The sequence below is a fragment of the Pseudomonas sp. BJP69 genome (assembly GCF_007633355.1).
In the GTDB taxonomy this organism is placed as follows: domain Bacteria; phylum Pseudomonadota; class Gammaproteobacteria; order Pseudomonadales; family Pseudomonadaceae; genus Aquipseudomonas; species Aquipseudomonas juntendi.
Genome location: NZ_CP041933.1, coordinates 4781464 through 4806293, shown reverse-complemented (window position 1 = coordinate 4806293; position 24830 = coordinate 4781464). Strand labels below are relative to the sequence as shown.

Below are 24830 nucleotides of genomic sequence, written 5' to 3'. Positions count from 1 at the left end.
ACGTTTGTTTCGGGCCAGTAACCCCTGTGCCAGGTGCGCGCGACCGCCTTGTTTGTACCGCGCGATAATGAGGCATGCGCCAAGGCGTTCGCGCACAAATCCCACAGGAATAATTGGCCCGAAACAAACGTAGGAGCGAGCGCAGCTCGCGATGCGCCGCGCGGGCGGCGCTCGATCTCACAGGCGCTGCATATCTTGTGACAAACACCTGTCAGCCCTGATGCAATCCCTGTGGGAGCCGGCTTGCCGGCGATAGGGCCGGTCCAGGCCATACACAACCAGATGAAAAACAAAAGCACCCAACGGCCAGATGGCGCGATTGGGCATGCCATTCGCGACATCTGGCGCCAACGGAAATGCCCTGTCGTGATCGAACAGTTCCGGGGCGTTCTCGTGTAATTTCCCACCGCCTTGCGGGGCTTAAATGAAGCCCGAACCGCACTGACACCTTGCGCTGTGACGCGTGCCCAAGATCAACAACAGCATGCGAGCATTGTGTCGACCTACCCAACTCAAAGGAGCTATTTTCGCCTACGCCTGCCCGTCCATCCTTGTGTTAGCAAAAAGAGAACAACATCAATGAACACCGTGGGATCTGATGGCAACCTTGCACAAGGTTTCAAGCCACGACACGTAACGATGCTGTCTATCGCCGGCATCATCGGCGCCGGACTTTTCGTCGGCTCTGGCCACGCCATTGCGGCAGCCGGCCCAGCCACCATAATTTCCTATTTCGTAGCCGGAACCCTGGTGGTTCTGGTCATGCGCATGCTCGGCGAAATGGCCGTGGCGCACCCTGACACCGGATCGTTTTCCACCTACGCCGACCAGGCCATCGGCCGCTGGGCCGGCTACACCATCGGCTGGTTGTACTGGTGGTTCTGGGTACTGGTCATCCCGATCGAGGCGCTGGCCGCCGGGCATGTGCTGAACGCCTGGTTCCCCCAGGTGGACAGCTGGATCTTCGCCTTGGCCTCGGTGCTGTTGCTGGCCGGCACCAACTTGTTCAGCGTGGCCAAGTACGGCGAGTTCGAGTTCTGGTTCGCCATCCTCAAGGTCACGGCCATTCTCGGTTTCATCGGCCTGGGCTTTGCCGCGCTGATGGGCTGGCTGCCCAACCGCGAAGTCAGCGGCCTGAGCGGGCTGATGGCTGACTATGGCGGTTTTGCGCCCAATGGCTGGTCGGCTGTGGTCGGGGCGTTCATTACCGTGATGTTCAGCTTCATCGGCACCGAAGCCGTGACCATTGCGGCTTCCGAGTCCAGCGACCCGTCGCGCAACATCGCCAAGGCTACCCGCTCGGTGATCTGGCGCATCAGTACCTTCTATATCCTCTCGATCTTCGTGATCATCTCGGTGGTGCCGTGGAACGATCCGCAGCTGGCGGTGGTGGGCTCGTATCAACGTGCGCTGGAGATCATGAACATCCCCAACGCGGCATTGATGGTCGACCTGGTGGTGCTGGTGGCGGTAACCAGTTGCATGAATTCGTCGATCTACATCGCATCGCGGATGATGTACTCGCTGGCCAAGCGCGGTGACGCCCCGGCCTTCCTGAACAAGACCTCCAAGGTTGGCGTGCCGCGTGCGGCGGTGTTTGGCAGCACCCTGATCGGGGCCGCCATCGCCATCCTCAACTACTTCGCGCCCAAGGGTGTGTTCGAGTTCCTGCTGGCCAGCTCTGGCGCCATTGCCTTGCTGGTGTACATGGTCATTGCCATCTCGCAGTTGCGCATGCGCCGCCGCCTGGAGCGGGAGAACACCGAGCTGAAGTTCCGCATGTGGCTGTTCCCGTACCTGACCTGGGCGGTGATCATTTTCATTGGCGGGGCGCTGGCGGTCATGATGTACACGCCTGAGCACCGCGCAGAGGTGAGCTCCACATTGGGGCTGGCGATTGTGATCTCCTTCCTGGGCATCGTGACTTCGCGGGGCCATGCGCAACCGGTAGGGGCGCGGTCGATGGGGTGAGTGGGTTCACCCGGGGTCAAGGCAGAAGGCACCTATGGATAGGTAAAGCCTGTCAGTTAAGCGTTACTGGGGCTGCTTTGCAGCCCTTCGCGGGCACGCCCGCTCCCACACGTTCGGCGCTGAACTCAAGAAATGCGCGATCCCTGTGGGAGCGGGCGTGCCCGCGAAGGGTCGCAAAGCGGCCCCAAATTACTTAACTGACAGGCATTACCTATGGGTAGGTGCCTTTTTTTTGCGCTGGAGTTGCCTACCGAGTGCGCCAGGCGGTTTCCGAGCGCCTTGGGCATCTTGCTTCCGCCCCGCCGCCGATTACCGGGCGGGTACTTGCAATATGAGGTACGGTTCAAGGTTGCATCGATGTCATGCCGTGATGGTATGCATTCCTATAAAACCGTTTCGCAGTAGGCTGCCGCAATCCGAAGCCGTTGGGCTATCCTAAATGGCTTAATGCAATTATCTTTTCCCGCTGCACAACTAATCGAACCGGCAAATGTCATTCACAGCAGGCCGGCCATTCATCGGGACGCCGGCCTTCACCACTGGAGCGAAGGCACATGGCAACACTGCAAGGCAGCACGTTGGAGGCTATCCAACATAGCCAGGCGCAACTGCGCGAGGAATGGATAGCCAGCCTCGAAACCAACGGCGCCACGCGCAATATCAAAGAGCAGGTACTGGCACAGGAAACCCAGGAGTTTCTGCAGTTGCTGGTGGACGGCCTGCGCGCTGGTGGCGGCAGCCACCTGGCCGGCAGCGAGTGGGAGGCGTTGCGCCGGTTCCTGGAGAAGCTTTCTGCCAGCCGCGCTCAGCTTGGCCACGATTCGCACCAGGCCGCGTTCTTTATCTTCGCTTTGAAAGGGCCGCTGTTCGGCTTGCTGCAAGCGCAGTACGGCAGCGAGCCGGCACGCCTGGCCGAGCAACTGTGGCTGGTGTCGGAACTGCTCGATGGCATGGGCATGCACACCATCCGCGCTTTCCAGAAAACCCGCGAGGAAGTGATCAGGCGCCAGCAGGAAGAACTGCTGGAGCTGTCTACCCCCGTGGTCAAACTGTGGGACGGGGTGCTGGCGCTGCCACTGATCGGTACGCTGGACTCGCAGCGTAGCCAGACGGTCATGGAGTCGCTGCTGCAACGCATCGTCGACACCGGCTCGGAAATTGCCATCATCGATATCACCGGTGTACCCACCGTCGACACCCTGGTCGCCCAGCACCTGCTGAAGACCGTCACGGCCATCCGCCTGATGGGCGCCGACTGCATCATCAGTGGCGTGCGCCCGCAAATCGCCCAGACCATCGTGCACCTGGGGCTGGACCTGGGCTCGCTGACCACCAAGGCCAGCCTGGCCGACGCCCTCAAGCTAGCCCTTGCACGCCTGGGCTGCGACATCAGCAAGCAGGGGTAAGCCCATGGAGCGTATCCCGATCCTGCAAATGGGCGAGTTCCTGCTCGTGACCATTCAGGTCGACATGCACGACCAGCTGGCGATGACCCTGCAGGAAGACCTGACCGAGCGCATCAGCAGTACCTCGGCCCGGGGCGTGTTGATCGATATTTCCGCGTTGGACATGGTCGACTCGTTCATCGGCCGGATGATCGCCAGCATTTCTGGCCTGTCCCGCATTCTGGATGCCGAAACCATGGTGGTCGGCATGCAGCCGGCCGTGGCCATTACCTTGGTCGAACTGGGCCTTACCCTGCCGGGCGTGAGCACGGCACTCAATGTGGAGCGTGGCATGCAAGTGCTGCGTCAACGTGTGAGCCAAAAATGAATGTGCGCGAAAGCGGCAGCCAACCGGTACGAATCGAACAGGATGTGGTACTGGCGCGTCAGTTGGCGCGCAAGCTGGCCGGCGAATGCGGCATGCGCCTGGTGGACCTGACCAAGCTGGTGACGGCAGTCAGTGAACTGGCGCGCAACACGGTGGTGTATGGCGGTGGTGGCGACATGGACTGGGCTGTGCTGGAGGATGGCGGGCGCACCGGTTTGCGCCTGTTGTTCCGCGATGAGGGCCCCGGCATCCCCGACATCAAGTTGGCGCTGACTGACGGCTGGACCTCGGGCGGTGGCCTGGGCCTGGGCCTGACCGGCGCTCGGCGGCTTGTCCATGAATTTGAACTGGACACCGCGCCAGGGCAGGGCACACGCGTGACGATCACCCGATGGGCATGAACCTGTTCGCCAGCCAGACCCAGGTGATTGGCCTGGCAGACCCGAGCGATGTTGGCCACGCCCGGCGTACCGCACAAAAGCTGGCCGAGCGGCACGGCTTTGACGAAGAGGACTGCGGCCGTGTGGCGCTGCTGGCCACCGAGCTGTGCAGCAACGTGCTCAAGCATGCAGGCTGCGGTGAACTGCACCTGCGGGTGCTGCCCCGTGAGCACGGGGGTTATGCCATTGAACTGGTCACGGCGGACCGTGCCCAGGGCTTTGATGCGCAGGCCTGCCTGACCGACGGTTATTCAACCGCAGGCACCCAGGGAATCGGCCTGGGGGCCTTGGCGCGCATGGCCCAGGTATTCGATGTGTACGCCGATGCGCGCGGCGCGGTGGTGCTGGCGCGCGTGCATGCCCAGCGCGACCACGCGCCAGACTTGCGCGTGGGGGTAAGCCAGCATGCCCTGCACGGCGACCCCGCCTGTGGCGATACCTGGCACCTGGCGATCGAAGGGCAGCGTATCAGCGCCCTGGTGATCGACGGCCTAGGCCACGGTGTGGATGCCCAGGCTGCAGCCAGCGCGGGCGCGGCAGTGTTTGCCCAGGCCCCGTTCGCCAGCCAGTTGGAGCAATTGCAGGCCATGCACCATGCCATGAATGGCAGCCGTGGTGGCGCGGTGGCGATAGCACGCTATGACGGTGCCCGCGACCACCTCGGTTTTGCCGGCATCGGCAATATCGGCGCCAGCCTGGTGAGCGCCACCCAGGTGCGTGGGTTGGCTTCGTTGCCCGGCATCGTTGGCGGGCAGTATAGAAAAGCCCAGGTATTTGACTACGCTCAAGCGAATGGAAAACTGTTGATCATGTACAGCGACGGCCTGCAGTCCCGTTGGAATCTGGAGAGTTACCCTGGCCTGGTGCACCGTCACCCGGCCGTGATCGCGGCAGTGCTGCACCGCGACTTCTGCCGGGGCCGGGATGATGTAACCGTGCTGGTCATCGACCTGGAGGCGGCGCATGGCTGATGCAGAGGTAATTGCCCGGCTGCAGGCAGAAAACGATGCCCTGCGTGCCGAACTGGAAGAAACCAACCAGGGCGTGCTGGCGCTGTACGCCGAGTTGGACATACAGGCCGAACAGCTGCGCCAGGCGTCGGACTTGAAAAGCCGCTTCCTGTCGTACATGAGCCACGAATTCCGCACGCCGCTGGGTTCGATCCTGAGCATCACCGGCCTGCTTACCGACGAGCTCGACGGGCCGCTGTCGGCTGAACAGCACCGCCAGGTCACCTTTATCAGCACCGCCACCCGCGAGCTGTCCGACATGGTCGACGACCTGCTCGACCTTGCCAAGATCGAAGCCGGGCGCATCAGCATCTCGCCGGCCTGGTTCGACATGCTCGATCTGTTCGCGGCCTTGCGCGGCATGTTCCGGCCGATTGTCGACGCTACTGCAGTCGACCTTATCTTCGAGGAGCCTACAGGGCTGCCGCGGCTGTACACCGATGACAAGAAGCTCGCGCAGATTCTGCGCAATTTCATTTCCAACGCGCTGAAGTTCACCGCCCAGGGTGAGGTGCGGGTGTCGGCCCAGCTGTATGGCGACGACCGCATCCGCTTTGCCGTCAGTGATACCGGCATTGGCATTGCAGCAGAGCTGTTGGATACGTTGTTCGAAGATTTCACCCAGGTAGATTCGCCACTGCAGAAGCGCTTTCGCGGCACTGGCCTGGGCCTGTCGTTGTGCAAGCGCTTTGCCATGCTGCTGGGTGGCGAAGTGGGGGTGCACAGTGAACCAGGGGAAGGCTCTACCTTCTTCGTGGTGATTCCTCTGGCCCTGGCTCAGGAGAACGCCGATGAAACCTGAGGTGCGCTTGCTGATCGTGGACGATAACGTCGCCACCCGCTACGCACTGCGCCGGCGCCTGGTAGTGCACGGCTACGAAGTGCTGGAGGCAGGCACCGGCGGTGAAGGCCTTGCGCTGATTCGCGACGAGCAGATAGATGCCTTGATCCTGGACGTGAACCTGCCCGACATGAGCGGGTTCGATATCGTACGGTTGCTGCGCGAAGATGCCCGCACGGCGTTGTTGCCGGTGATTCACGTGTCGGCCGCGTCGATCCAGAGCGGTGACATCATCACCGGCTTGAACGCTGGCGCCGATGCTTACCTGGTGCACCCCGTAGACCCGGATGTGTTGCTGGCAACCTTGCGTACCCTGTTGCGGGTGCGGGACGCCGAGCGCGCCCTGCGCCGCAGCGAGGCGCGCTTTCGCGAGATATTTACCGGTGTATCGGCGCCCATCGCGGTGCTCGACGCCGAGTTCAAGGTGCACGAGTGCAACCAGGCATTCAGCCACCTGACCCAGGAAAACAGCAACCCCTCGCAACTGCTGGAATGCTTTGCCAGCGGCCAGGAGCCAGCGTTGGCTGACCTGCGCCGGCACCTGGCGGCTGGCGAGCGCTGGAAGGGTACCCTGAGCATGCTGGTGCACGGGCATGTCCGCGAAACCGAGTGGCAGCTGTCGCCCTACCAGGCGCCAGGGCTGTGCCTGGTGTTCATCGAGGACATCACCGAACACCGCCACCGGGAGCGCTCCCACCTGGCCCGCCTGGACGATGCCACCAGCCAGTTGGCGCGGGAAGTGGCGGTGCGCGAACGCACCGAAGCGCAACTGCTGCAACTGCAGAAAATGGATGCCCTGGGCAGCCTGACCGGCGGCATTGCCCACGATTTCAACAATTTGCTCACCGGCATCATCACCAGCCTGGAGCTGATCTGCAAACGGGTGGCGGAAAACCGCATCGAGAAAGTGCCCAGGTACGCCGAAGCCGCACTCAGTTCAGCCACCAGCGCGGCCTCGTTGACCCACCGGTTGCTGGCCTTCGCGCGCCAGCAGCCACTGGATACCCGCCCGGTGGACGTCAACCAGCATGTACGCTCGCTGGAAGAGCTGCTCAACCGCACCATCGGCGAGCGCATCAAGCTTACCCTGGACCTGTCGACCCACCCGGCCATCGCCTTGGTCGACCCGGTGCAACTGGAGAGCGCGGTGCTCAACCTGGTGATCAATGCGCGCGATGCCTTGGCCAAGGGGGGGCGGATCTGGGTGAACACCGCAGCCACCTGGTCGCAGGGCAACCCCGACCTGGCGGACGGCCATTACATTGCCGTCAACGTGCGCGACAACGGCAGCGGCATCGAGCCGGAGCTGTTGGAAAAGGTGTTCGACCCGTTCTTCACCACCAAGCCGGTGGGCCAGGGCACCGGGCTGGGGCTGTCGACCATCTAGGGCTTCGCCCGGCAGTCCGGCGGGCATGTGCTGCTGAGCAGCGTGGTGGGGCAGGGCACGGAGGTGACCCTGTTGCTGCCGGCCAGCGCGGAGGCTGCGGTAGCGGTGGAGCCGGCCAATGTGCAGAACCTGCAAGGCAATGGCGAGCACGTGCTGGTGGTGGAAGACATGGCCTCGGTGCAGGTGGCGGTGGCAGAAGCGCTGACCGATGCCGGGTACCGCTGTACGGTGGCCACCACCACTGACGAGGCGTTGCGGCACCTGCGCGACGACGCCAGCCTGGACATGATGCTGACCGATGTTGGCCTGCCGACCCTCAGCGGCCGCGAACTGGCCGACCTGGCGCGGTGCTACCGGCCCCAGTTGCCGGTGCTGTTCATGACCGGGTACGCCGATGCGGCCCAGGACCGCCAGGCCTTTCTCGGCGCGGGCATGGACATGCTGGTGAAGCCGTTTCAGCTCTACGAGCTGCTGGTAAAAGTGCGCCAGGCGGTCGGTACACCCTGAGGCAATTACCCCCGTCCGTTTTTTCTGAAAATAAATGAGGTGTTTTCTCATTCTCGTTCGGCCTTTGCACAAGGCCGGAATACAGGCCACCCGCCGACCCTCTACGGAGCGAGAAAATGAGTTCGACACCGGTTCCACAGCGCCACCCCCTCAGCCGTGCCATGCACGCTGCGATTCTGGGTTTGGTTGTCAGCAGCCCGGCATTGCCAGCGCTGGCGCAACCTGCTGGCGCTGATCACACCCTGCAACTGCAGCAGTGGAACATCCCTGCTGGCCCGCTGGCACCTGCGCTGGACCGTTTTGCCCGGCAGGCGGGTGTGAGCCTGGCCTTCGACGCGCAAACCGTGGCCAACCGCACCACCCAGGGCGTGCAGGGCGGCCTGGCGACGCCCGCCGCGTTGTCGGCGCTGTTGCAGGGGACCGATCTGCAGGTTGAACAGCAAGGCCCGCAGGCCTACCAGATCATTGCGCAAGCGCCGGCTGCCGGCCCGCTGGAGCTGGGCGCGACCGAGGATTACCGGCTGGCGCCGGTCATCATCAATGCCAAGGTCAAGGCCAGCGCCGATGACGACCTCAATTCAGTGGTGGCCAAGGAGCTGTGGGTCGGTGGCAAGGTGGCCACCAGCATCCTCAACACCCCGGCCTCGGTGTCTGTGGTGACCCGCAAGGAAATGGAGCAGCGCAGCGTCAGCACCACCGAGGAAGCGCTGCAGTACAGCCCGGGCGTGGTCAGCGACTTCTACGGCTCGGACGACCGCAACGATTACTTCCAGATCCGCGGCTTCCAGGCCACCACCTACCGCGACGGCCTTACCCTGAGCTCGATGCGCGGTGTGCGCGAAGACCCCTATGCCTATGAGCGCATCGAGATTCTGCGCGGCGCCAACTCCACCCTGTTCGGCCCGGCAGACCCAGGGGGCTCGGTGAACTTCGTGACCAAGCAGCCGCGCTTCGAGAAGTTCGGCCAGGGCTACGTGACCTACGGCTCCTACGACCATGCCGAGACCGGCATTGACGTGGGCGATGCCCTGAACGACGAGCAGACCCTGGCTGGCCGCTTCACGGCCAAGCTGCAGAACAGCGACCGCGAGTACGACCACTCGCAAGACGACAACCGCTTCGTGATGGGCGGCCTGACCTGGGCGCCCAGCGACTTCACCTCGGCCACGGTGATTCTCGATTACCTCAAGACCAACAGCTCGCCCAACAGCGGTGGCTACCCGCTGGACAAGGAATACGACCGCAGCGATTTCTACGGCGAGCCCGGCTACAACTTCCATGATGTGGAGCGCACCAGCCTCAGCGCCAGCATCACCCACGACTTCGACAACGGTTTCACCCTGCGCAGCAACCTGCGCTACAGCGAGCTGAGCGATGACTTCGGCTACGTCTACCTGAGCGACAGCGCCGAGCGGGTGGGCACCGTGATCCCCCGCTACGTGTTCGGCACCGACACCGATGCGAACCAGCTCAATGGCAACCTGATGCTGCAGTACGATGCCCAGTTCGAGCACATCGACAGCAGCACCCTGGTGGGCGTGGAATACCTGGACTCGACCAACAAACAGCGCTCGGTGTACAGCCTGGCGCCGTCGATAGACATCGCCAACCCCGTATTCACTGGTGTACCTGGCGGCATCACGCCGTATAGCCGCGAGAAAAACGACGCCACCACCAAGGCCGTGTTCCTTCAGCAGAACCTGTCCTTCTACGACCGCGTCATTGCCACGGTGGGTATGCGCAATGACTCGATGGACCTGACCAGCACCGAGTATGTGGGGGGTGTGAACAGGCAGAGCGACACCTTCTCGGAAACCTCTTACCGCGGCGCGCTGACCTACATCGTCAACGATGAAGTGTCGACCTACGTCAGCATGGTGGAATCTGTTTCGCCGCCGCAGGTAGGGGTTACCCCGCAGACCGGCAGGCAGTACGAAGTGGGCGTGAAGTACTCGCCGCTGGGCATGGATGCGATGTTCTCGGCCGCCGTGTACGACCTGACCCAGGAAAACGTCACCATCGCCGTGGTGCTGCCCAGCGGCATCATCGAGCAGCAAACCGTGGGCGAGTCCCGCGCGCGCGGCCTGGACCTGGAAGCCAAGGCCCAGGTCACGCAGAACCTCAGCCTGATCGGGGCCTATTCGTACATGGACACCGAAGTGCTGCGCGGCTCGCTGTATGACGGCAGCTCGCTCAAAGGCAAAGCGTTCACCGTTGCGCCCAAGCATACGGCTTCGCTGTGGAGCTACTACGACATACCCGACACCGACGTGAGCGTGGGCTTGGGGGCGCGGTACGTGGGCGGTTACTTCATGGACGCGGCCAACACCAAGAAAAGCGACGGCACCACCCTGTTCGACGCTGCGCTGAACTACAAGATCGCCAAAGGCACCGACCTGGCGCTGAATGTCAGCAACCTGTTCGACGAGCAGCATGTGGTTGGCTCGGGTACGGCCGATTACTACAACCCAGGGCGTGAAGTGACCGCCAAGTTGAGTTACAGCTGGTAAGCCAGCCCAGGCTCATGATCGTCACCCAGCCCCAGAGCTGGGTGACCCCCCTCCCAATCCAACCCTCCTGTAGGAGCGGCTTCAGCCGCGAACACCGGCATGGCCGGTGCCATCCCATTCAGGTGAAGCATAATCACCGATGGGTATCGGGACACAGCAACCCCCTTACCGTTTACCAAACAGTTTCACAAACGCGGTGTGTTTGGCTTGGCGCCATGTATCGGTCAGGTCATCGTTGAGCTCAAGCGCCTCGAAGATGCATTTTACCTGCTCGTTATTGATGAGTTTGGCTGTCAGCATTTTCTTGAGCAGCTCATGACCATGCCAGACGGGAATGGCGAAATCATCTGCCAACTTATGCATGCCCAGGTCGTCGGTAACCACAATAGCGCTACGAATCTGACCAAAGGCAAGCACCCTGCAGTCCGTAGGTGAGGGTGGGGAACGGCCAGCTGTTGTATAGACCACCGGGTTCATCAATACCCACCCACGTAATACGCTTTGAGCGGCCTCCAACTGGGCTTTTTCGTCAGCGCTGAGGCGGACCTGTTTTGCAAGCCGCTCCGCCGCCAGATCTTCAGCGTCGAACCAAGGAAATTTGAATTTCAGCGCACCACTGCGATGCACTTCTTCTTCCACATCCTTGAGGATGGTCAGCACATAATTTTTCTGCCCGAACGTCACGCCCAGCATGGGGCGGACACGTTTAGCCAGCCGTAGATACGCATTGGTGTCCAGCAATACGAGCGTTGATGCCGCCTTCAACGCAACAGCTCGCCATGCAGCGCTATGGCGTCCCTGAGCGACACGTCCAGGATTTGCTGCACATAAGAAGGCCCGGTTTCATGTTCCCGAAGCATGCGCTTGAGCGCCAAGAAAAATTCTGACTGAAACACATTCGAAGCGGCGGCAAGATACTGGGCAGGCTTGGGTGGCGTTGGCTCAAACAAGATCGTGCTCACCATTTGCGGTGCAGAACTGTTGCGCACCCTATGGATTGTCTTCTCGTCCACTTGTAGCGCTGGCAACTGGTTTTCCGCCGCGTGGCTGCGTGTTTGCTGGAACACCGTATTCAACGAAATTTGATGACGCTTCGCATGCTGCTGAAGGATATCTATCTCACCGGCGGTGTTGGGTGCTTGTGCCGCCTCGGCATAGGCAGCCCGTGCACAGGCTTCAGGGAACAGCAGGGCAGCGGCGAAGGCATCCGCAAAGTCTTCCCCCTCATTGCTTCCAGCAAGCTCCGGGGTGTAGACGTGCGCCAGTTCATGAGCCATCCAGAACTTGAAGTCTTCCAGTTTGGTATCGAGGTTAACGAACACGAAAGTTACGTCGGAGGATGGCAACAGGATGTGCAGCGCGTTTTTATGCTGCTGCTTGTGCCCCCACAGGACCGGCACGAGCACGGCCCCACAACCTTTGAACTCCGCGATCAGCGCCTCGTAGCCCAGTACGCTGAGTTCACCCAGGCCTAGCTTGTTGCGCACCTGCGATGCATCGCTTTGCAAGCGTGCATACGTCAGGGACGGAGAAGAAATTTTGGTACGTAAAGTCGGCAGCTTCGGAAGGAATGGGACAAGCGGCTTGAGTAAGTCACCAATGGCCAGCGCTTTCTGGATGTGCTCATCGGTAGTCTTGGTGCCCGCCTTTTTGCGGAAGGCGACGATTGGTTGATCTTCAGGAGGCGACACCAGCTGTGAAAACGACAGCTGGAGCATCGTGGCCAACTTCAGCAATTTGTCCGGGCGAGGAAAATCCTTGCCTTTGAACCAGTTGGTTACGGACTGCGCCGAAACCCCCATCTGGTCTGCCAGGTCTCGTTGGGTCCAGCCGCGCTGGGCAAGCGCAGCCCGAAGCGAATCGGTATGTAGGGTATTTTGCATAGGCGCTAATGTAGGGGGTGGCCGACCGGAAATCAAGTTTCATCAAGTTACGTACGAAACCCTGCAAGACTCAGGTGACCAAAATAATTGTACAAAGAACTTTTCCTGTACAAGATAATCATAGGCCTGATATCAAAACGTCACTACGCCAAAACCCGACCGCACCCCTGTGCCCGGGACCCAGCGTAGCGTCCAGCCAGGCCTTGAAGGGTAGCCCCCACGATGCTCAACAATCTCAGTATCTCGAAAAAACTGTACACCGGTTTCGGTCTTGTCCTGCTCATCATCGCCGTATTGGTACTGACTGCCTTGCGAGGCTTCGACCAGGTCAGCAGCAGCGTGAAGCGCAACATCCACAGCTACGACGTGCTCAACCGCTCCAGCAGCATGCTCAACAGCCTTGTCGACATAGAAACCGCCATGCGCGGTTTTGCCCTCACCGGCCAGGACAGCTTCCTTGAGCCCATGAACACAGGCGAAGAGGCGTTCACCGACGCTTACAATCGCCTGAAGCAAGCCACCGCCGACAACCCCCAGCAGCAAGGCCGGCTGGCCCGCCTGCAACAGCTTTACCAACAGTGGTTGCAGCAAGACATGCAAACCAGCGTGAACCTGCGCCGCGAGGTCAATGCAGACCGCGCCCCGCTGACAACGCTGGTCAGCCAGATAAGCTCGGGCCAGGCCAAAGCCAAAATGGACGCGATGCGCACCGTGATCAACGAATTCCAGGCGGCCGAGAAATCCCTGCAGGACGAGCGCAGCCTGCTGATGGACCAGGCGAAATCCACCGCCTTCACCATCCTGATCGCCGGCGGATTGGTCGCTGCAATCCTGGCTGTGCTGATCGCCACATTCCTTGGAAGAACCCTCACCCACCGCCTAGGTGAAGCTGTAACGCTGGCGCGCAACATCGCTGACGGGCGCCTGGACAACACCATCGCCATTGAAGGTACGGATGAAGTCAGCACCCTCCAACAGGCATTCGTGGCCATGCAAGAGCGCCTGCGCACCATGATTGGCGAGATCAGGGCCAGTGCCGAACAACTGGTGGGGGCTGCCGACAACATTTCGGCGGCATCGGTACAGCTCTCCGCGTCAGCCCAGGAACAGTCGAGTTCGGCCTCCTCGATGGCGGCCACGGTCGAGGAGCTGACCGTGAGTATCAACCATGTCTCTGACAATGCGGTGGAAGCGCATGCCCAGTCCAGCGAGTCTGGTCGCCAGTCCAGCGAAGGCGGCAGCGTGATTCAGGAAACGCTGTCGCGCATGAACCTGATCGCCCAGACCGTAGAAGCCTCTGCCGGCCAGATCAGCGAACTGGACAGCCATGCCGAGCAGATCAGCAGCATTGTCAGCGTGATCAGCGGCATTGCCGAGCAAACCAACCTGCTGGCCCTGAACGCCGCCATCGAAGCCGCCCGCGCCGGCGAACAGGGCAGGGGCTTTGCGGTGGTCGCCGACGAAGTACGCTTGCTGGCACAACGCACCGGCAACTCGACCCAGGAAATTACCGAGATGGTCAAACGCATCCAGTCCGGCACCCGCGAGGCCGTGGGGCAGATGGAGGTGGGTGTGCAGCAGGTCAAAGGCGGTGTGACCCTGGCGCAACAAGCGGGGGAGGCGATCGTCAACATTCGGCAGTCTTCGGGGGACGTGGTGCGTATGGTGGATCAGATTTCCCTGGCACTGCGGGAACAGACCGCGGCTAGCCAGGATGTGGCGCGCAACGTTGAACGGATTGCGCAGATGTCGCAGCAGAATAGCCAGGCGGTGGAGCAGACGGCCGAGACCGCGGGGGCGTTGCAGCGGTTGGCCCAGGGGTTGTATGGGCAGGTGGGGGTGTTTCGGATTTGACGGGGTAAGGGGGTGATGCCCCTGCGCGTGCGACGTCCTCATTCGCCGTGCGCACAGGGGCCCTTGGCGGTCGATCGCGTCAGTGACTGATAGCTGCGAGCCGACTGACTTCGATCGCCTTTGGCCTTGAGGTTCAGCGCATCATTCCCAACTCCGCATCATCCAGCAGCGCTTTCCCCAGAGCGCAAAGATAGTGCGCTGCCCAGATCAGCTTCGGCTTGTCTTCCATCAACCCATCAATGGTCAGATCCCGCGCATAGCCCATCAGCTCGGACGCCTGTTCACGGGCGTTCTGGCAGGGGATGCCCGGTTCGATGCGGAACAGCGGGTGGGTCTGGTTTTCGCCTTGGAAAAAGATGGTTTTGCCGACAGTGCATTGGGTGTTTTCGGTGGTCATCGAGCAATACCCCTGGTCAATGCATGGTTTGCGGGTCGGCTGGCCTTTGTATTTGCGCCAGTGCCGATTCGAGCAAACGGCGGAGTGTTTCCAGCTCGTGCATCGACGCCATGATCAACACGGAGGCGGGTGATCTGGGTTGCATCAGCATTGCTTGCTGGGCAACGGCTTCCGCGCAGAGCGCGTAGTCGGTTGCGAGCATGATGGTGTCTTCCAGGGAGTGGGGGAGGTGGGGTGGGTCAGGAACGATTTTGAGCATTGGTCTGTGTTCTCGATAGGGGCCACCGCCAACCCGCTGTCAAACGGAATGGTGGCAGCTGTGCATGGGTTGACAGACCGGCGAACACAGAAACCGGCGCACGCGAGCGTGCCCCATGCACAACCGCCATTAACGGTTATGCGCGCTGTGTATCGTTGCGGCCTGTCAAAGCCGGTCGTTGATGAGCAACGACCCACCGAGCCTAGAACTCTGACCTTGAGGCTGCAACGGAAAACAGGCGCAGGGAGTATGTTTGGGAAACGTCCTACGCGGAAGGGGTAAGATCTGATTTTCTGGCGCCGGGCTAGCCAGCCACAGGCACAAACGACGCCCGGGAGTAATGTCGGTCAGTTAAGCGATTGGGGCCGCTTTGCGGCCCATCGCCGGCAAGCCGGGCTCTCACAACAGCAGTGCCGACCTTAAGCTTTGCGCGGTACCTGTGGGAGATTCTATGGTTTTAGGGAAGTTTTTTAAGCGGCTTTTGACCGATACTCGTCTCCGCTTTTCAGTAGGGCAAATACTACTCGCGCCAGTTTGCGTGCGAGCATGACAAGCGATGCTGTCGTGCTAAAACCACGCGCCAGGCGCTCTTCGTAGTACGACTTCCATGCTGCTGTGCGGGATGCTGACATAGCCGCGTTGTGAAGGAGGCGTCGAGCTTCGGGGTCTCCTCGCTTCGTGAGCTTGGATTGCCCTTTTTTCTGCCCCGACTGCGCAATCCTCAGATCCATACCCAAAAAGGCGATAAACGCATCACCCCCGCTGAAGTTGCCACGCTGAAACGTCGCTGTCAGGCGAGCAGCAGTTAGAAAACCAACCCCTTCGACCTTCATGCAGCGCTTTACCTGAGGCATCAGCCCGGCCTTTTCCAGCAGGCCCTTGATCATCTTCTCCACCAGCAGCTCAAGCCGCTGCATCGCACGCAGATGCGTCTTGAAGGCGGCTTTGAGTAGCGGTTCATTGGCCCACCCCTGAGTCAGGCTGGTTCGTGCCTGGACCAGGCCTGCACGTCGCCGGAACAAGCTCAGAAGCTGTCGATAGATAGCCGGTGGCGGCGCCCAGGGCGTTAGGTCCTGCCCTTCGTTCTTCAGATAGCGGGCCAACAGCTGGGCATCAATTGCATCTGTCTTAGCGCGTACGTTGACACCTTTACGGTAATGGCTCAGGGCGTACCCATCTACCACGTAAATCGTATGCCCGAACTCAAAGGCCAGATCCGTAAACAGAACGTGATAGATGTTGGTCGCTTCGATAGCGACGGACATCGTACCCGAGAGGCCTTTGAGCCATTTCTTGATAGCTGCTTTAGTATTGGGGATTGCTATGAGTTCTGCTGATTCATCGTCCCAAATGACCAATTCTGTTTTGGCCACATCCACGCCAATCAGCCGCTTTGAATCAGCAACCACCATTGCCATGAGCAACTCTCCTCGATAGTGTTGGAGTACTTGAAGGGTCGCCCAGAGGCGCTGGCTTGTGTCTTTCGTCGGTCCGAGCCCGGAAGCATTCTTTATCGGCGCTTGGGTGAAAAGGGAGGAGGGACGAGGTCTCCCACGGTCTGTACTGCGCTAACAGTCAGAAGCTGGCTTTGTCCCTCCTCCTCCCTTCAAGTCTAACCATACAAGCTGGCTTGCCGGCGATGGACTGCGAAGCAGCCCAATGGCTGCCACGAAAGCTTAACTGACTGGGATTACGCCCGGGGGCGCCTTCTTTTTTGGTAATTGGTGGGCCGGGATAATCTGAAACTATAACCTATGTTATTGAAAATAAAAGATAAATATCGGTTAGAATTTTCTGTGGATTACCTTTTGGAATACCGCTTCGCAAAATCTGAAATCAGGACTATGAAGTCGAATGAAAGGGGCTCGTAGTCGACCTCGTACGTTGACCTAGTGCTTCGGACCAGCAACGACACCGATTACTGTGCCAGCCTGGCCACCGGCCAGAGCAGGACCGGCGCCAGGAGCGGCACCACCTATAACACTGATCACGGCGGCGATCTATAACTCATGGCGGAATGAAGTGACTTTGGAGTGTGACAGCTGGGGACTGAAATGACGTGGCTTGAGACTCCATGACGGGGGTATTGAAATGATCTATGACATAGATCTTTTCGACTCGCTTGATGGGTTGTCATACCCTCGTCTGCAGGAAGTCCCACTTAGTTACGGCCGTTCTGATGGCATTCTTGACGGCCTTGGTCCTTTCTTTCGCTGTGTCGGCTAGCAGGTCGAAGCGGCCGTAGACGCGGCCATCGTCACCAATGCAGGCCCGGGGCTGGACGGCGGCGTGTTGTTTGCGGTGCAACAGTGGCAACACGACCTCGGTGGCTTTGCCGCCCGCCCGCAGGCCGAATAGGACAACATGATTGGCCGCCTAAAAGCGACAACGAGGAACTGGACGACGCGTCGGAATCGGCCCACGTCAAACGCACCGCACAAGAGAGCTTTTCGTCTGAGGCCTTCATCGTACGCCGTTCCATGCCCTGGATTGAAAACGGCAAATCGGGGCTGATGTTCGTCTCGTTCAGCCACACCTTGAACGTCTTTGAAGTTCAACTGCGCCGCATGAGCGGCATGGAAGACGGCATCGTCGACGCCCTCTACAGCTTCAGCCGCCCGTTGAATGGTGGTCACTACTAGTGCCCGCCGCTTAAACACGGCCGCCTGGACCTGAGCGCACCTCGCCCCGCTTAAGTGCGGTATCGCCGGGGAGGGACGCAGCCCTGGGTCGCTCGCCAGCGACTTAAATTTTGCGGTTTCAGGAATTGTCTGATTACTTTAAACAGTTTCGCGGCGTAGGCTCGCGGGATGAAATCGACTCCTAGAGCTGCCCGTAAACTACTACACTTATTTGCCTCTGGCCTGATCATTGCGGTGGTTGCCGGATCTTTGATTTATTTGCGTGCGGTATTTAACCAAGAAGTCTCTCAGCGCCGCAGTGTTATGAACGAAGCGGTGTTCAATGCCCAGGATTATTTCGTCAGCCGCCATACCTTGCTCAAAAGTCTTGTGCTGACGGCTGTGCCCGATAAAACCGGGAACACGCCCTTTATCAATGTTGATCCTGACGAAGAAAAGAACTTCAGTCTGGGCACCGAAACCCATCGTTGGAGCCTATGGCTGACCCAGCGGATGACGAAGCACCTGTCCGAGAGCAAAGTCAGTCTGTTGTATGTGCCGCAAGCCTCCGCCCCTGAGGTGGTGCACTTGTTTAATGCATCAAGCAACTTGAAGCCGGTGCCCAAGGAAGTCTTGCAACGGCTGGAGGACGAGAACAGCAAGTGGTACTCGTTTAGCGAGGACCTGTGGCTGACGGACAGGAAAACCCTGGACTCAGCTTTTTACCTGTTCGCTCGGCTGGATAACCGTAACCTGACGTCCGGCTGGCTGGGTATTGAGGTTGAAGCGGCCGACCTTAACGAAGCCTTGCGCAGTGAAAGTGCTGGCGATTTCATGTTGCTGGATGGCAAAGGGCAAATCATTTTCACCAATGCGGTGCAATCCCCGCTAGTGGATTCCCAGCATCGGCTGTCGCCTAAAAACTCCTTAGGTTTCATCGGCTCCGGTTGGTTTCCGGACAGCCTGGCCATCAGGAAAAAGCTCGGCTACTCAAGCTGGCAAATTGTCTATTCCGTTGATATTCATTCCCTGCTACCGGTTTTGATCTGGCCTTTGCTAGGCTGTGTACTGTTGTTGATCGCCTCGTGCATCGCATTGCGATTGCTCATTGCACGCATCGAAAAACGGCTGATTACCCCAGGTGAAGAACGCATACAAGCGCTGGTTGAAAGCGAGGCATTCAACCGCGCCGTATTGCAAATTGCTCCGGTTGCGCTGTGTGTGATTCGCCGCCCAGATGGCACTGTAGTGCTGGAAAACTCCCTTTCGCAGCAGTGGCTGGGTAGCGGCCGCGAGCGCAGCAAACTGTGCCCTGGCTGGATGTGCCGTGCCTTTGACCAACGTGATGCGAGCACCAGCGATGAAGTGGAGATGGAGGATGGCCGGCTTCTCTACCTTGCCTTCGCGCCGACCCGGTACAACGGTGAGGACGTGCTGATTTGCGCTTTCAGCGATATCACCGCGCGTAAGCAAATTGAAGTGACGCTGGAGCGCGCCCGGCAATTAGCTGATCGTGCCAATGAGGCCAAAACTTTATTTTTGGCAACCATGAGTCATGAAATTCGAACCCCGCTGTATGGCGTTTTAGGTACGCTTGAACTGCTAGCGCGCACTGAACTCAATGATCAGCAAAACAATTACCTTAAAGCTATCGAACGCTCTTCCGGCAATTTGCTCCAATTGATTTGCGATGTGCTGGATGTATCGCGCATTGAAACGGGCCAGTTGCAACTTGAACTCAACACCTTCAGCCCTATGGAACTGATCGAAGAAGTGATTCAAGTCTATAGCGGGGCTGCGCAAGCAAAGGGCTTGCAACTGTTTGCCTTGATTGATTCGACTGTGCCCGAATGGCTCAGCGGGGATGTCACCCGTATCCGCCAGATCCTCAATAACCTGCTCAACAATGCGTTGAAATTCACCGACAACGGTAAAATTGTCCTGCGGCTCAAAATGGACAGCCGTGATGATGAGCGCGTTCTGTTGCACTGGCAGGTGTCGGACACCGGAAAAGGCATCGCCGTTGAAGAACAAGCGCGGTTGTTCGAGCCTTTTTACCAAGTGGAGTCAGCAAAAAATGTAGTTGCCGGTACCGGCTTGGGCCTCTCCATCTGCAAGCGCCTGATGCACTTGATGAATGGCAACATGCGATTGGTCAGTGAACCCGGTTTAGGCAGCAGCTTTACCCTGTATTTGCCATTGGAGCAGGTGCGAGACAAAGAGCACCCAAGCCCCATGGATGATTTGGCGCCCAGTGTGGTGTACGTGGTGTCACCCCTGCGTGAGCTGGCCGAGTGCCACTGCGGCTGGTTACGTCGCTGGGGCGCGCGTGCCCACATAGGCCTGCCCAAGCCTGGCGACGTACTAAAGGGCGACGTGTTACTGGAGCTTCACCCGGGGGCTTTTGCGCAACGGTTGGAACCCGAGTGGACCGGCCCTGCCGTGGTGGCCGCCAGTGACCTGTCGTCACCAATCAATCCGAGCACTCTGTGTTGGCAGGCTAATCTAAACAGCTTGCAAGACGTCTACCGTGCCTTGTCCAAGGCACAAGGCACCAGCGCTGATACGCTCCTTGATCCGGAAGCTGAAAAGCACGAGTTCAAACTTGATCTGAGAATCCTGGTCGCAGAAGACAACGTGATCAATCAGTTGATCTTGCGTGATCAGTTAGAAGAGCTCGGTTGCTCAGTGACCTTGGCCGGAGACGGGCTTGAAGCGTTGAGGCTGTGGCAAGACGCCAAGTTCGATCTGGTACTGACTGACGTCAATATGCCGATAATGAATGGTTATGAGTTGGCAGCTCAATTGCGATCCATGAACGTGACTCAGCCCATTATCGGTGCCACCGCCAATGCGATGCGCGATGAGGGTGAGCGCTGCCTGCGCGCGGGGATGAACCACTGTTTGATCAAGCCTTTTACTCTGCACACTTTGTACAACTGTCTTCAGCACTTTTAAAGTAGGGTCCAGTGAAACCATATCGTGTTTTGGTCGTTGAGGATCATCCATTTCAGCATGAGTACTTGCTGAATGCGTTCAGTGAGGTGGGCGGCTTTGAGGTTGATACCGTATGGGATGGCGATGAGGCGTTGGAGCACCTGACGCGCCGTGACTATGACCTGCTACTCACCGATTTACTGATGCCCGTCATGGATGGTGTGCAGTTGATCCAAAAAATTGCCGCACTAAAAAAACGCCCGGCGCTGGCGCTGATGAGTGCTTCATCGCGGCGTATGTTGATCAGCGCGGGCCTGGTGGCAAAAAAACTGGGTATTTCGGTGGTTGGTTTAATCTCGAAGCCGGTTGAACTTAATGCCGTCATGCGGTTAAAGGAGCAGATGGCTAATTATTGCCTGTGCGGTGTGACAGGCCCGGCGCTGACCATTGAAATCGACCCCTTCAGTATTGTTCGAGCCATGGACAACGCCGAGATCCAGGCGTGGTTCCAGCCCAAAAAGTCCTTGCTCAACGGCAATATCCTCAGTGCCGAGGCATTGGTGCGCTGGGTGCACCCGAATGCCGGAACATTACTCCCCAAAGACTTTTTATCGTTGTTGATAAAGCAGGGGCTGGAGGAGCGTCTATTGTGGTTGATGATGGAGCAGACCCTGCAAGCGCAAAGAAAATGGCGCGACCAGGGTTGGGATATTCCCGTTTCTATTAACCTGCCCACGCATTTTCTGGATAACCACGAATTGGCTGATCGCTTGCGTGATTATGTGGTTGCCGAAGGCGGGGAGCCGCGCAGCATTGTGTTTGAGCTTATGGAAAGCTCAACCACTAAAGAACTCAGTAATTATTACGCTGGGGCCTGTCGTTTGCGCATGATGGGGTTTGGCTTGGCCCAGGATGACTTCGGTCAGGGGTTTAGTTCTTACTTCAATCTTGTGTCGACGCCTTTCAGTGAACTCAAGATCGACCGTTCGCTAGTGCATGGCTGCGCTGAAAATGAAAACCTCGCCTCGGCCTTGCGCAGCTTGGTTGAATTGAGTCGAAAGCTGGGCCTGACGGTGATCGCCGAGGGCGTAGAATCTCAAGCAGAGCTGGCGTTTCTGCGTCGTATTGGCTGTGATCAAGCACAGGGTTTTCTGATTTGCGGGGCTATTTCGCCGGCTGATTTTGGAACTCTTTTGTTAGAGGATAGCTCCAAGCCATCATGGGGGTAACGCTGCACAAACGATGATGGGCAGGCCGCGCAGCCGACTTTTTTATTCTTTCAACACAACTTATCAGCGGTTCAAGGAAGCAAAGGGTGCGCCTTATGCAGTCCTGCTAGGGGCTTTTAAGCAGGCTGACCTTGCCGTCCATGCACTCCAGATTGGTGAAGTGTACGTCTGTGCACGCCCTTATCTGTGTTCGTTCGATTGACCGGGCGAACACTAGCCTTACCTCGAATTCACTCAGCGATAAAGAGCGATGCATCATTAATTTGGAGTCAGGGCAATGCACGAAATAAAGGCAGTGATTGCCGATGACCATCCGGTGGTTTTAGTAGGCCTGCGGGAGATGATCCAGCGCGACACGCGTTTTGAGTTGGTCGGAGAGGCCGTCAGCTCATCGCAGTTGATCAAACTGTTGGCGTCGAATCAGCCCGATCTGGTCATAACCGATTTCAACATGCCCGGTGATGACTTTTACGGTGATGGCCTGCAGTTGATCGAGTACATCATTGAACATTTCCCGGCAGTGAAAATTCTGGTGCTGACCATGGTCAGCAATCAATTGATCATTTCCCGATTATTGGAGATGGGCGTGGCGGGGGTGATTGCCAAAAACCAAATCCACGAAGAAATTGACAAGGCGCTGAACGCCTTGGCCAATGATCGGCCTTATGTCGCGCCGAATGTCCAGGAGATGTCTGTTCTGGCCAACGGTAAAGTGATCGACGAGCGTTTTTGCAACCTTTCGCCACGAGAGGTTGAGGTGCTACGGCTGTTTGTGACCGGAAGCAGCGTGAGCGAGATTGCCCGGCTGTTAAACCGCAGCGTCAAGACCGTAAGCACGCAAAAGGTTTCTGCAATGCACAAGCTGGAAGTGCTCACGGATCATGCGCTTCTCACCTACTGTATCAAGGCCGATCCTTTCGAGTCATAAGCCTTCTATCCCGGCTGTTCACAACAACCTGTCTTTTAGGACTGGAGTCATAAACGTCATGTCCAAAATGAGAGTATTACTGGCCGACGACCACCCGATTGTGTTGATGGGGGTGCGTGAAATTATAGAGCGTGATCCGCGTTTTAAGGTCGTGGGTGAAGCCATGAATTCGTCTGAGCTGATTACCAAGCTTGCACAACTGTGCCCTGACGTGATCATCACCGACTACAACATGCCGGGTGACGAGCAATATGGCGACGGCACACGTCTGGTCGAGTATTTACGCCGGCATTTTCCTGAATCACGGGTGCTGATCCTGACTGTGATTTCCAACCCGAAGACTGTGGCCTGGCTGTATGAGTTAGGGATTAGCGGTGTGATTTCCAAGAACGCCGGTCTGGAGCAGATTCTGGTGGCGCTGGATACGTTCTATCGTGAAGGGCATTACCAGCACAACTCGCATGGGGGCACGTCGAGCGAAGAAATGGACGGCATTTCGCACAAGCTCAGCCAGCTCTCGGTCAAAGAGTTTGAAGTATTGCGTCTGTTTGCCTCAGGCCTGAGCGTGAGTGATATAGCGCAGAGCTTGAATCGCAGCATTAAAACCATCAGCACACTGAAAATTTCTGGCATGCGCAAGCTTGAGGTCGACAGTGATCAGGCGCTGTTGATTCTGTGCATCAAGGCCAGTCTGTTTGCCTGACGGGCTTGAGTTACAGGTAGATCATTTCCAGCAACAGGGTTGAGCTGTAATTACCTATCTCGGGTAGTTCTTGCCCGGTTTTCACAGGTCTAACCGACAGTTTGAGCTTTAGCTGCGTGTCTCGAATGGGGAAGATCAGTTGGTCGCCGAACTTCAAATCCAACACTTTCTCGGTAGGGGTCATGTTGCTCAGGCGGGTTTTTAGCCCCAGCTTGTCGAGCGATGTGCGCAGCGTCGTACTGTCAAAAGAACCGCTGCCGGCGCTTAAGCGCAGGTGCACAAGGCTGCCTTTGGTGCACGTGAAATCGAGGTCCACATCGGTCCATTCACTGATGTCAGTGCGCAGTGAATTAAGGTTCACCTTCGGGATGTTAATACTTTGCGAGGCCGGGAAACTGGCCGTGCACGGCGGTTTTATCAGAGTGCCCTTGATATCCAGTGAAGGGGCGTCTGCGGCGCAACTGACAGTACTCAAACCCAGCACGAGTACGATTAAGAGCGCGAACCATAGAGCTATTCGAGTGAACATGGGTATATCACAGGTAGTCGATATTAATCACGGCGGAGGCCGTGAACGTGCCTTCGGAGAGCGTGCCTTGCGCGATGAGTTTTGCCTTCATGCTCAGGTCAACCGCACCATTGAGATTGGTGACGTTGCGCTTGGTGCCCTTGATGTTGATGACGGTGCTGTCACTTTTCCAGAACAGTGAATAACCCAAGTTATTTCTTCCTGCCGAAGCCACGGTGTCCGACAGCGCCGAAGAGGCCGTGACACTGATATTCAACACTGAGTTGGGTGGGCACGTCATGATCACCGGGACATCGATTTGCGCAGCAGTACTTACCTGGTCATAACGCAGGGTACCGAAATCGGCGATCAGCACTTTGTTGCTGGTCATTGTGCACGGTGGACGAATCAACGTGCCTTTAACGGTAAGTGTGCTGCTGTCGCTGTCAGCATATGCGATGCCACACATGACGATGCCCAGCAGTGAAAGGGCTATAAGGAGTTTACTCATGATACGTTCCTGTTGCGGGCTGTGAGGTCGGATGGATGAGCGAAGATCCATCACAAGTACTCAATGCTGAGCACTGCCGACGTGCTAAAAGCGCCTTCGTTAACAGCCCCAAATGTGACCAGTTTAATTTTCATGCTCAGGTCAACAGTGCCGCTTTGGTTGGTCAGGCTGCGCTTGGTGCCGCTGAGGTCGAGCAAGGTATTGTTGCTTTTCAAATACATCGAATAACCCAGGTAGTCTTTGCCTGCCCACCCTTGGGTAGTAGACCCTGCAACAAGAGCCCCAGCCTTGAGACTAACGCTCAAGGAGGAGTTCGCGGGGCATGTCAGCATGACCGGCAGGTCAATCATGTCGGCCGCAGCAATCTGGTCGTAGCGCAAGCTGCCAAAGTTGGCGGTCAAGGTCTTGCTGCTGGTCATGGTGCACGGTGGGCGGGTCAACGTGCCGCTGACGTTGATAGTCACCGTATCCGTCACGGCATGGGCCGATGTGCAAGCCAGCCCCCCCATCAATGCTGCGGCCAGCGATAAGCGTAATTTCATGGTCGAGCTCCTGTGGTTG

Annotated in this window: 20 protein-coding genes and 2 pseudogenes; 14 read left to right on the top strand and 8 right to left on the bottom strand. The window is 58.4% G+C overall.

The window, feature by feature from the left end:
* Positions 1–579 precede the first annotated feature (579 nt).
* From gabP to FPB55_RS22440, 8 genes and pseudogenes are all read left to right on the top strand, one after another.
* The gene (gene gabP, locus FPB55_RS22475; RefSeq protein WP_054882033.1) at positions 580–1971 is read left to right on the top strand and encodes a GABA permease; all 1392 of its coding nucleotides are present in this window, start codon (positions 580–582) and stop codon (positions 1969–1971) included.
* Positions 1972–2525: 554 nt separating this feature from the next.
* On the top strand, positions 2526–3377 hold the full coding sequence (locus FPB55_RS22470) for an STAS domain-containing protein (RefSeq protein ID WP_144189333.1): 852 nt from the start codon (positions 2526–2528) through the stop codon (positions 3375–3377).
* Positions 3378–3381: 4 nt separating this feature from the next.
* A complete protein-coding gene (locus FPB55_RS22465; RefSeq protein ID WP_009683492.1) occupies positions 3382–3744 on the top strand; it encodes an STAS domain-containing protein in 363 nt (120 codons plus the stop codon).
* On the top strand, positions 3741–4145 hold the full coding sequence (locus FPB55_RS22460) for an anti-sigma regulatory factor (RefSeq protein ID WP_029885914.1): 405 nt from the start codon (positions 3741–3743) through the stop codon (positions 4143–4145). Before FPB55_RS22465 ends, FPB55_RS22460 begins: the two co-directional genes overlap by 4 nt.
* Positions 4142–5155, top strand: coding sequence for an ATP-binding protein (locus FPB55_RS22455; RefSeq protein ID WP_144189681.1), 1014 nt, complete (start codon positions 4142–4144; stop codon positions 5153–5155). The genes FPB55_RS22460 and FPB55_RS22455 overlap by 4 nt, the downstream gene beginning before the upstream one ends.
* Complete coding sequence (locus tag FPB55_RS22450; protein ID WP_144189331.1) at positions 5148–5996, top strand: ATP-binding protein; 849 nt, start codon at positions 5148–5150, stop codon at positions 5994–5996. The genes FPB55_RS22455 and FPB55_RS22450 overlap by 8 nt, the downstream gene beginning before the upstream one ends.
* Positions 5986–7929, top strand: a pseudogene (locus FPB55_RS22445) (response regulator). Before FPB55_RS22450 ends, FPB55_RS22445 begins: the two are co-directional and overlap by 11 nt.
* 116 nt (positions 7930–8045) lie before the next feature.
* A complete protein-coding gene (locus FPB55_RS22440) occupies positions 8046–10439 on the top strand; it encodes a TonB-dependent siderophore receptor (protein WP_144189329.1) in 2394 nt (797 codons plus the stop codon).
* A 165-nt stretch (positions 10440–10604) separates the two neighbouring features.
* Here FPB55_RS22440 and FPB55_RS22435 read toward each other — a convergent pair whose 3' ends face one another.
* Entirely contained in the window at positions 10605–11132 is a 528-nt protein-coding gene (locus FPB55_RS22435; protein ID WP_238706605.1) for a hypothetical protein, read from the bottom strand.
* A 68-nt stretch (positions 11133–11200) separates the two neighbouring features.
* Positions 11201–12322 carry a helix-turn-helix transcriptional regulator gene (locus FPB55_RS22430; RefSeq protein WP_144189325.1) on the bottom strand — a complete coding sequence of 374 codons (1122 nt, stop codon included), beginning with the start codon at positions 12320–12322 and terminating at the stop codon, positions 11201–11203.
* Between the two features lie 222 nt (positions 12323–12544).
* Between FPB55_RS22430 and FPB55_RS22425 the strand changes: the two genes are divergently transcribed.
* Positions 12545–14176 (top strand): methyl-accepting chemotaxis protein, encoded by a 1632-nt coding sequence (locus tag FPB55_RS22425; protein WP_144189323.1) that lies wholly within the window; start codon positions 12545–12547, stop codon positions 14174–14176.
* A gap of 133 nt (positions 14177–14309) precedes the next feature.
* Here the strand turns inward: FPB55_RS22425 and FPB55_RS22420 are convergent, their stop codons facing one another.
* The 3 genes from FPB55_RS22420 to FPB55_RS22410 all read right to left on the bottom strand — a co-directional run bounded on the left by FPB55_RS22420 (position 14310) and on the right by FPB55_RS22410 (position 16250).
* Complete coding sequence (locus FPB55_RS22420) at positions 14310–14573, bottom strand: DUF3077 domain-containing protein (protein ID WP_009683500.1); 264 nt, start codon at positions 14571–14573, stop codon at positions 14310–14312.
* A 16-nt stretch (positions 14574–14589) separates the two neighbouring features.
* Positions 14590–14832, bottom strand: a complete 243-nt coding sequence (locus FPB55_RS22415; RefSeq protein WP_144189321.1) for a hypothetical protein — start codon at positions 14830–14832, stop codon at positions 14590–14592.
* Positions 14833–15302: 470 nt separating this feature from the next.
* On the bottom strand, positions 15303–16250 hold the full coding sequence (locus FPB55_RS22410; RefSeq protein WP_144189319.1) for a transposase: 948 nt from the start codon (positions 16248–16250) through the stop codon (positions 15303–15305).
* 814 nt (positions 16251–17064) lie between these two features.
* Between FPB55_RS22410 and FPB55_RS22405 the strand changes: the two are divergent.
* The 5 genes and pseudogenes from FPB55_RS22405 to FPB55_RS22385 all read left to right on the top strand — a co-directional run.
* Positions 17065–17474 (top strand): annotated as a pseudogene (locus FPB55_RS22405) (Dyp-type peroxidase); the annotation flags it as partial.
* Between the two features lie 168 nt (positions 17475–17642).
* On the top strand, positions 17643–20411 hold the full coding sequence (locus tag FPB55_RS22400) for an ATP-binding protein (RefSeq protein WP_144189317.1): 2769 nt from the start codon (positions 17643–17645) through the stop codon (positions 20409–20411).
* Positions 20412–20422: 11 nt separating this feature from the next.
* Entirely contained in the window at positions 20423–21619 is a 1197-nt protein-coding gene (locus FPB55_RS22395) for an EAL domain-containing response regulator (protein ID WP_144189315.1), read from the top strand.
* Positions 21620–21896: 277 nt separating this feature from the next.
* Positions 21897–22547, top strand: coding sequence for a response regulator (locus FPB55_RS22390; protein ID WP_144189313.1), 651 nt, complete (start codon positions 21897–21899; stop codon positions 22545–22547).
* Positions 22548–22605: 58 nt separating this feature from the next.
* Complete coding sequence (locus FPB55_RS22385; protein ID WP_144189311.1) at positions 22606–23250, top strand: response regulator; 645 nt, start codon at positions 22606–22608, stop codon at positions 23248–23250.
* Between the two features lie 10 nt (positions 23251–23260).
* Here FPB55_RS22385 and FPB55_RS22380 read toward each other — a convergent pair whose 3' ends face one another.
* The 3 genes from FPB55_RS22380 to FPB55_RS22370 are packed head-to-tail and all read right to left on the bottom strand — an operon-like array spanning position 23261 to position 24811.
* Positions 23261–23734 carry a fimbrial protein gene (locus tag FPB55_RS22380; protein WP_238706645.1) on the bottom strand — a complete coding sequence of 158 codons (474 nt, stop codon included), beginning with the start codon at positions 23732–23734 and terminating at the stop codon, positions 23261–23263.
* Positions 23735–23786: 52 nt separating this feature from the next.
* A complete protein-coding gene (locus tag FPB55_RS22375) occupies positions 23787–24269 on the bottom strand; it encodes a spore coat protein U domain-containing protein (RefSeq protein WP_144189307.1) in 483 nt (160 codons plus the stop codon).
* Between the two features lie 50 nt (positions 24270–24319).
* Positions 24320–24811 carry a spore coat protein U domain-containing protein gene (locus FPB55_RS22370; RefSeq protein ID WP_144189305.1) on the bottom strand — a complete coding sequence of 164 codons (492 nt, stop codon included), beginning with the start codon at positions 24809–24811 and terminating at the stop codon, positions 24320–24322.
* Positions 24812–24830 lie beyond the last annotated feature (19 nt).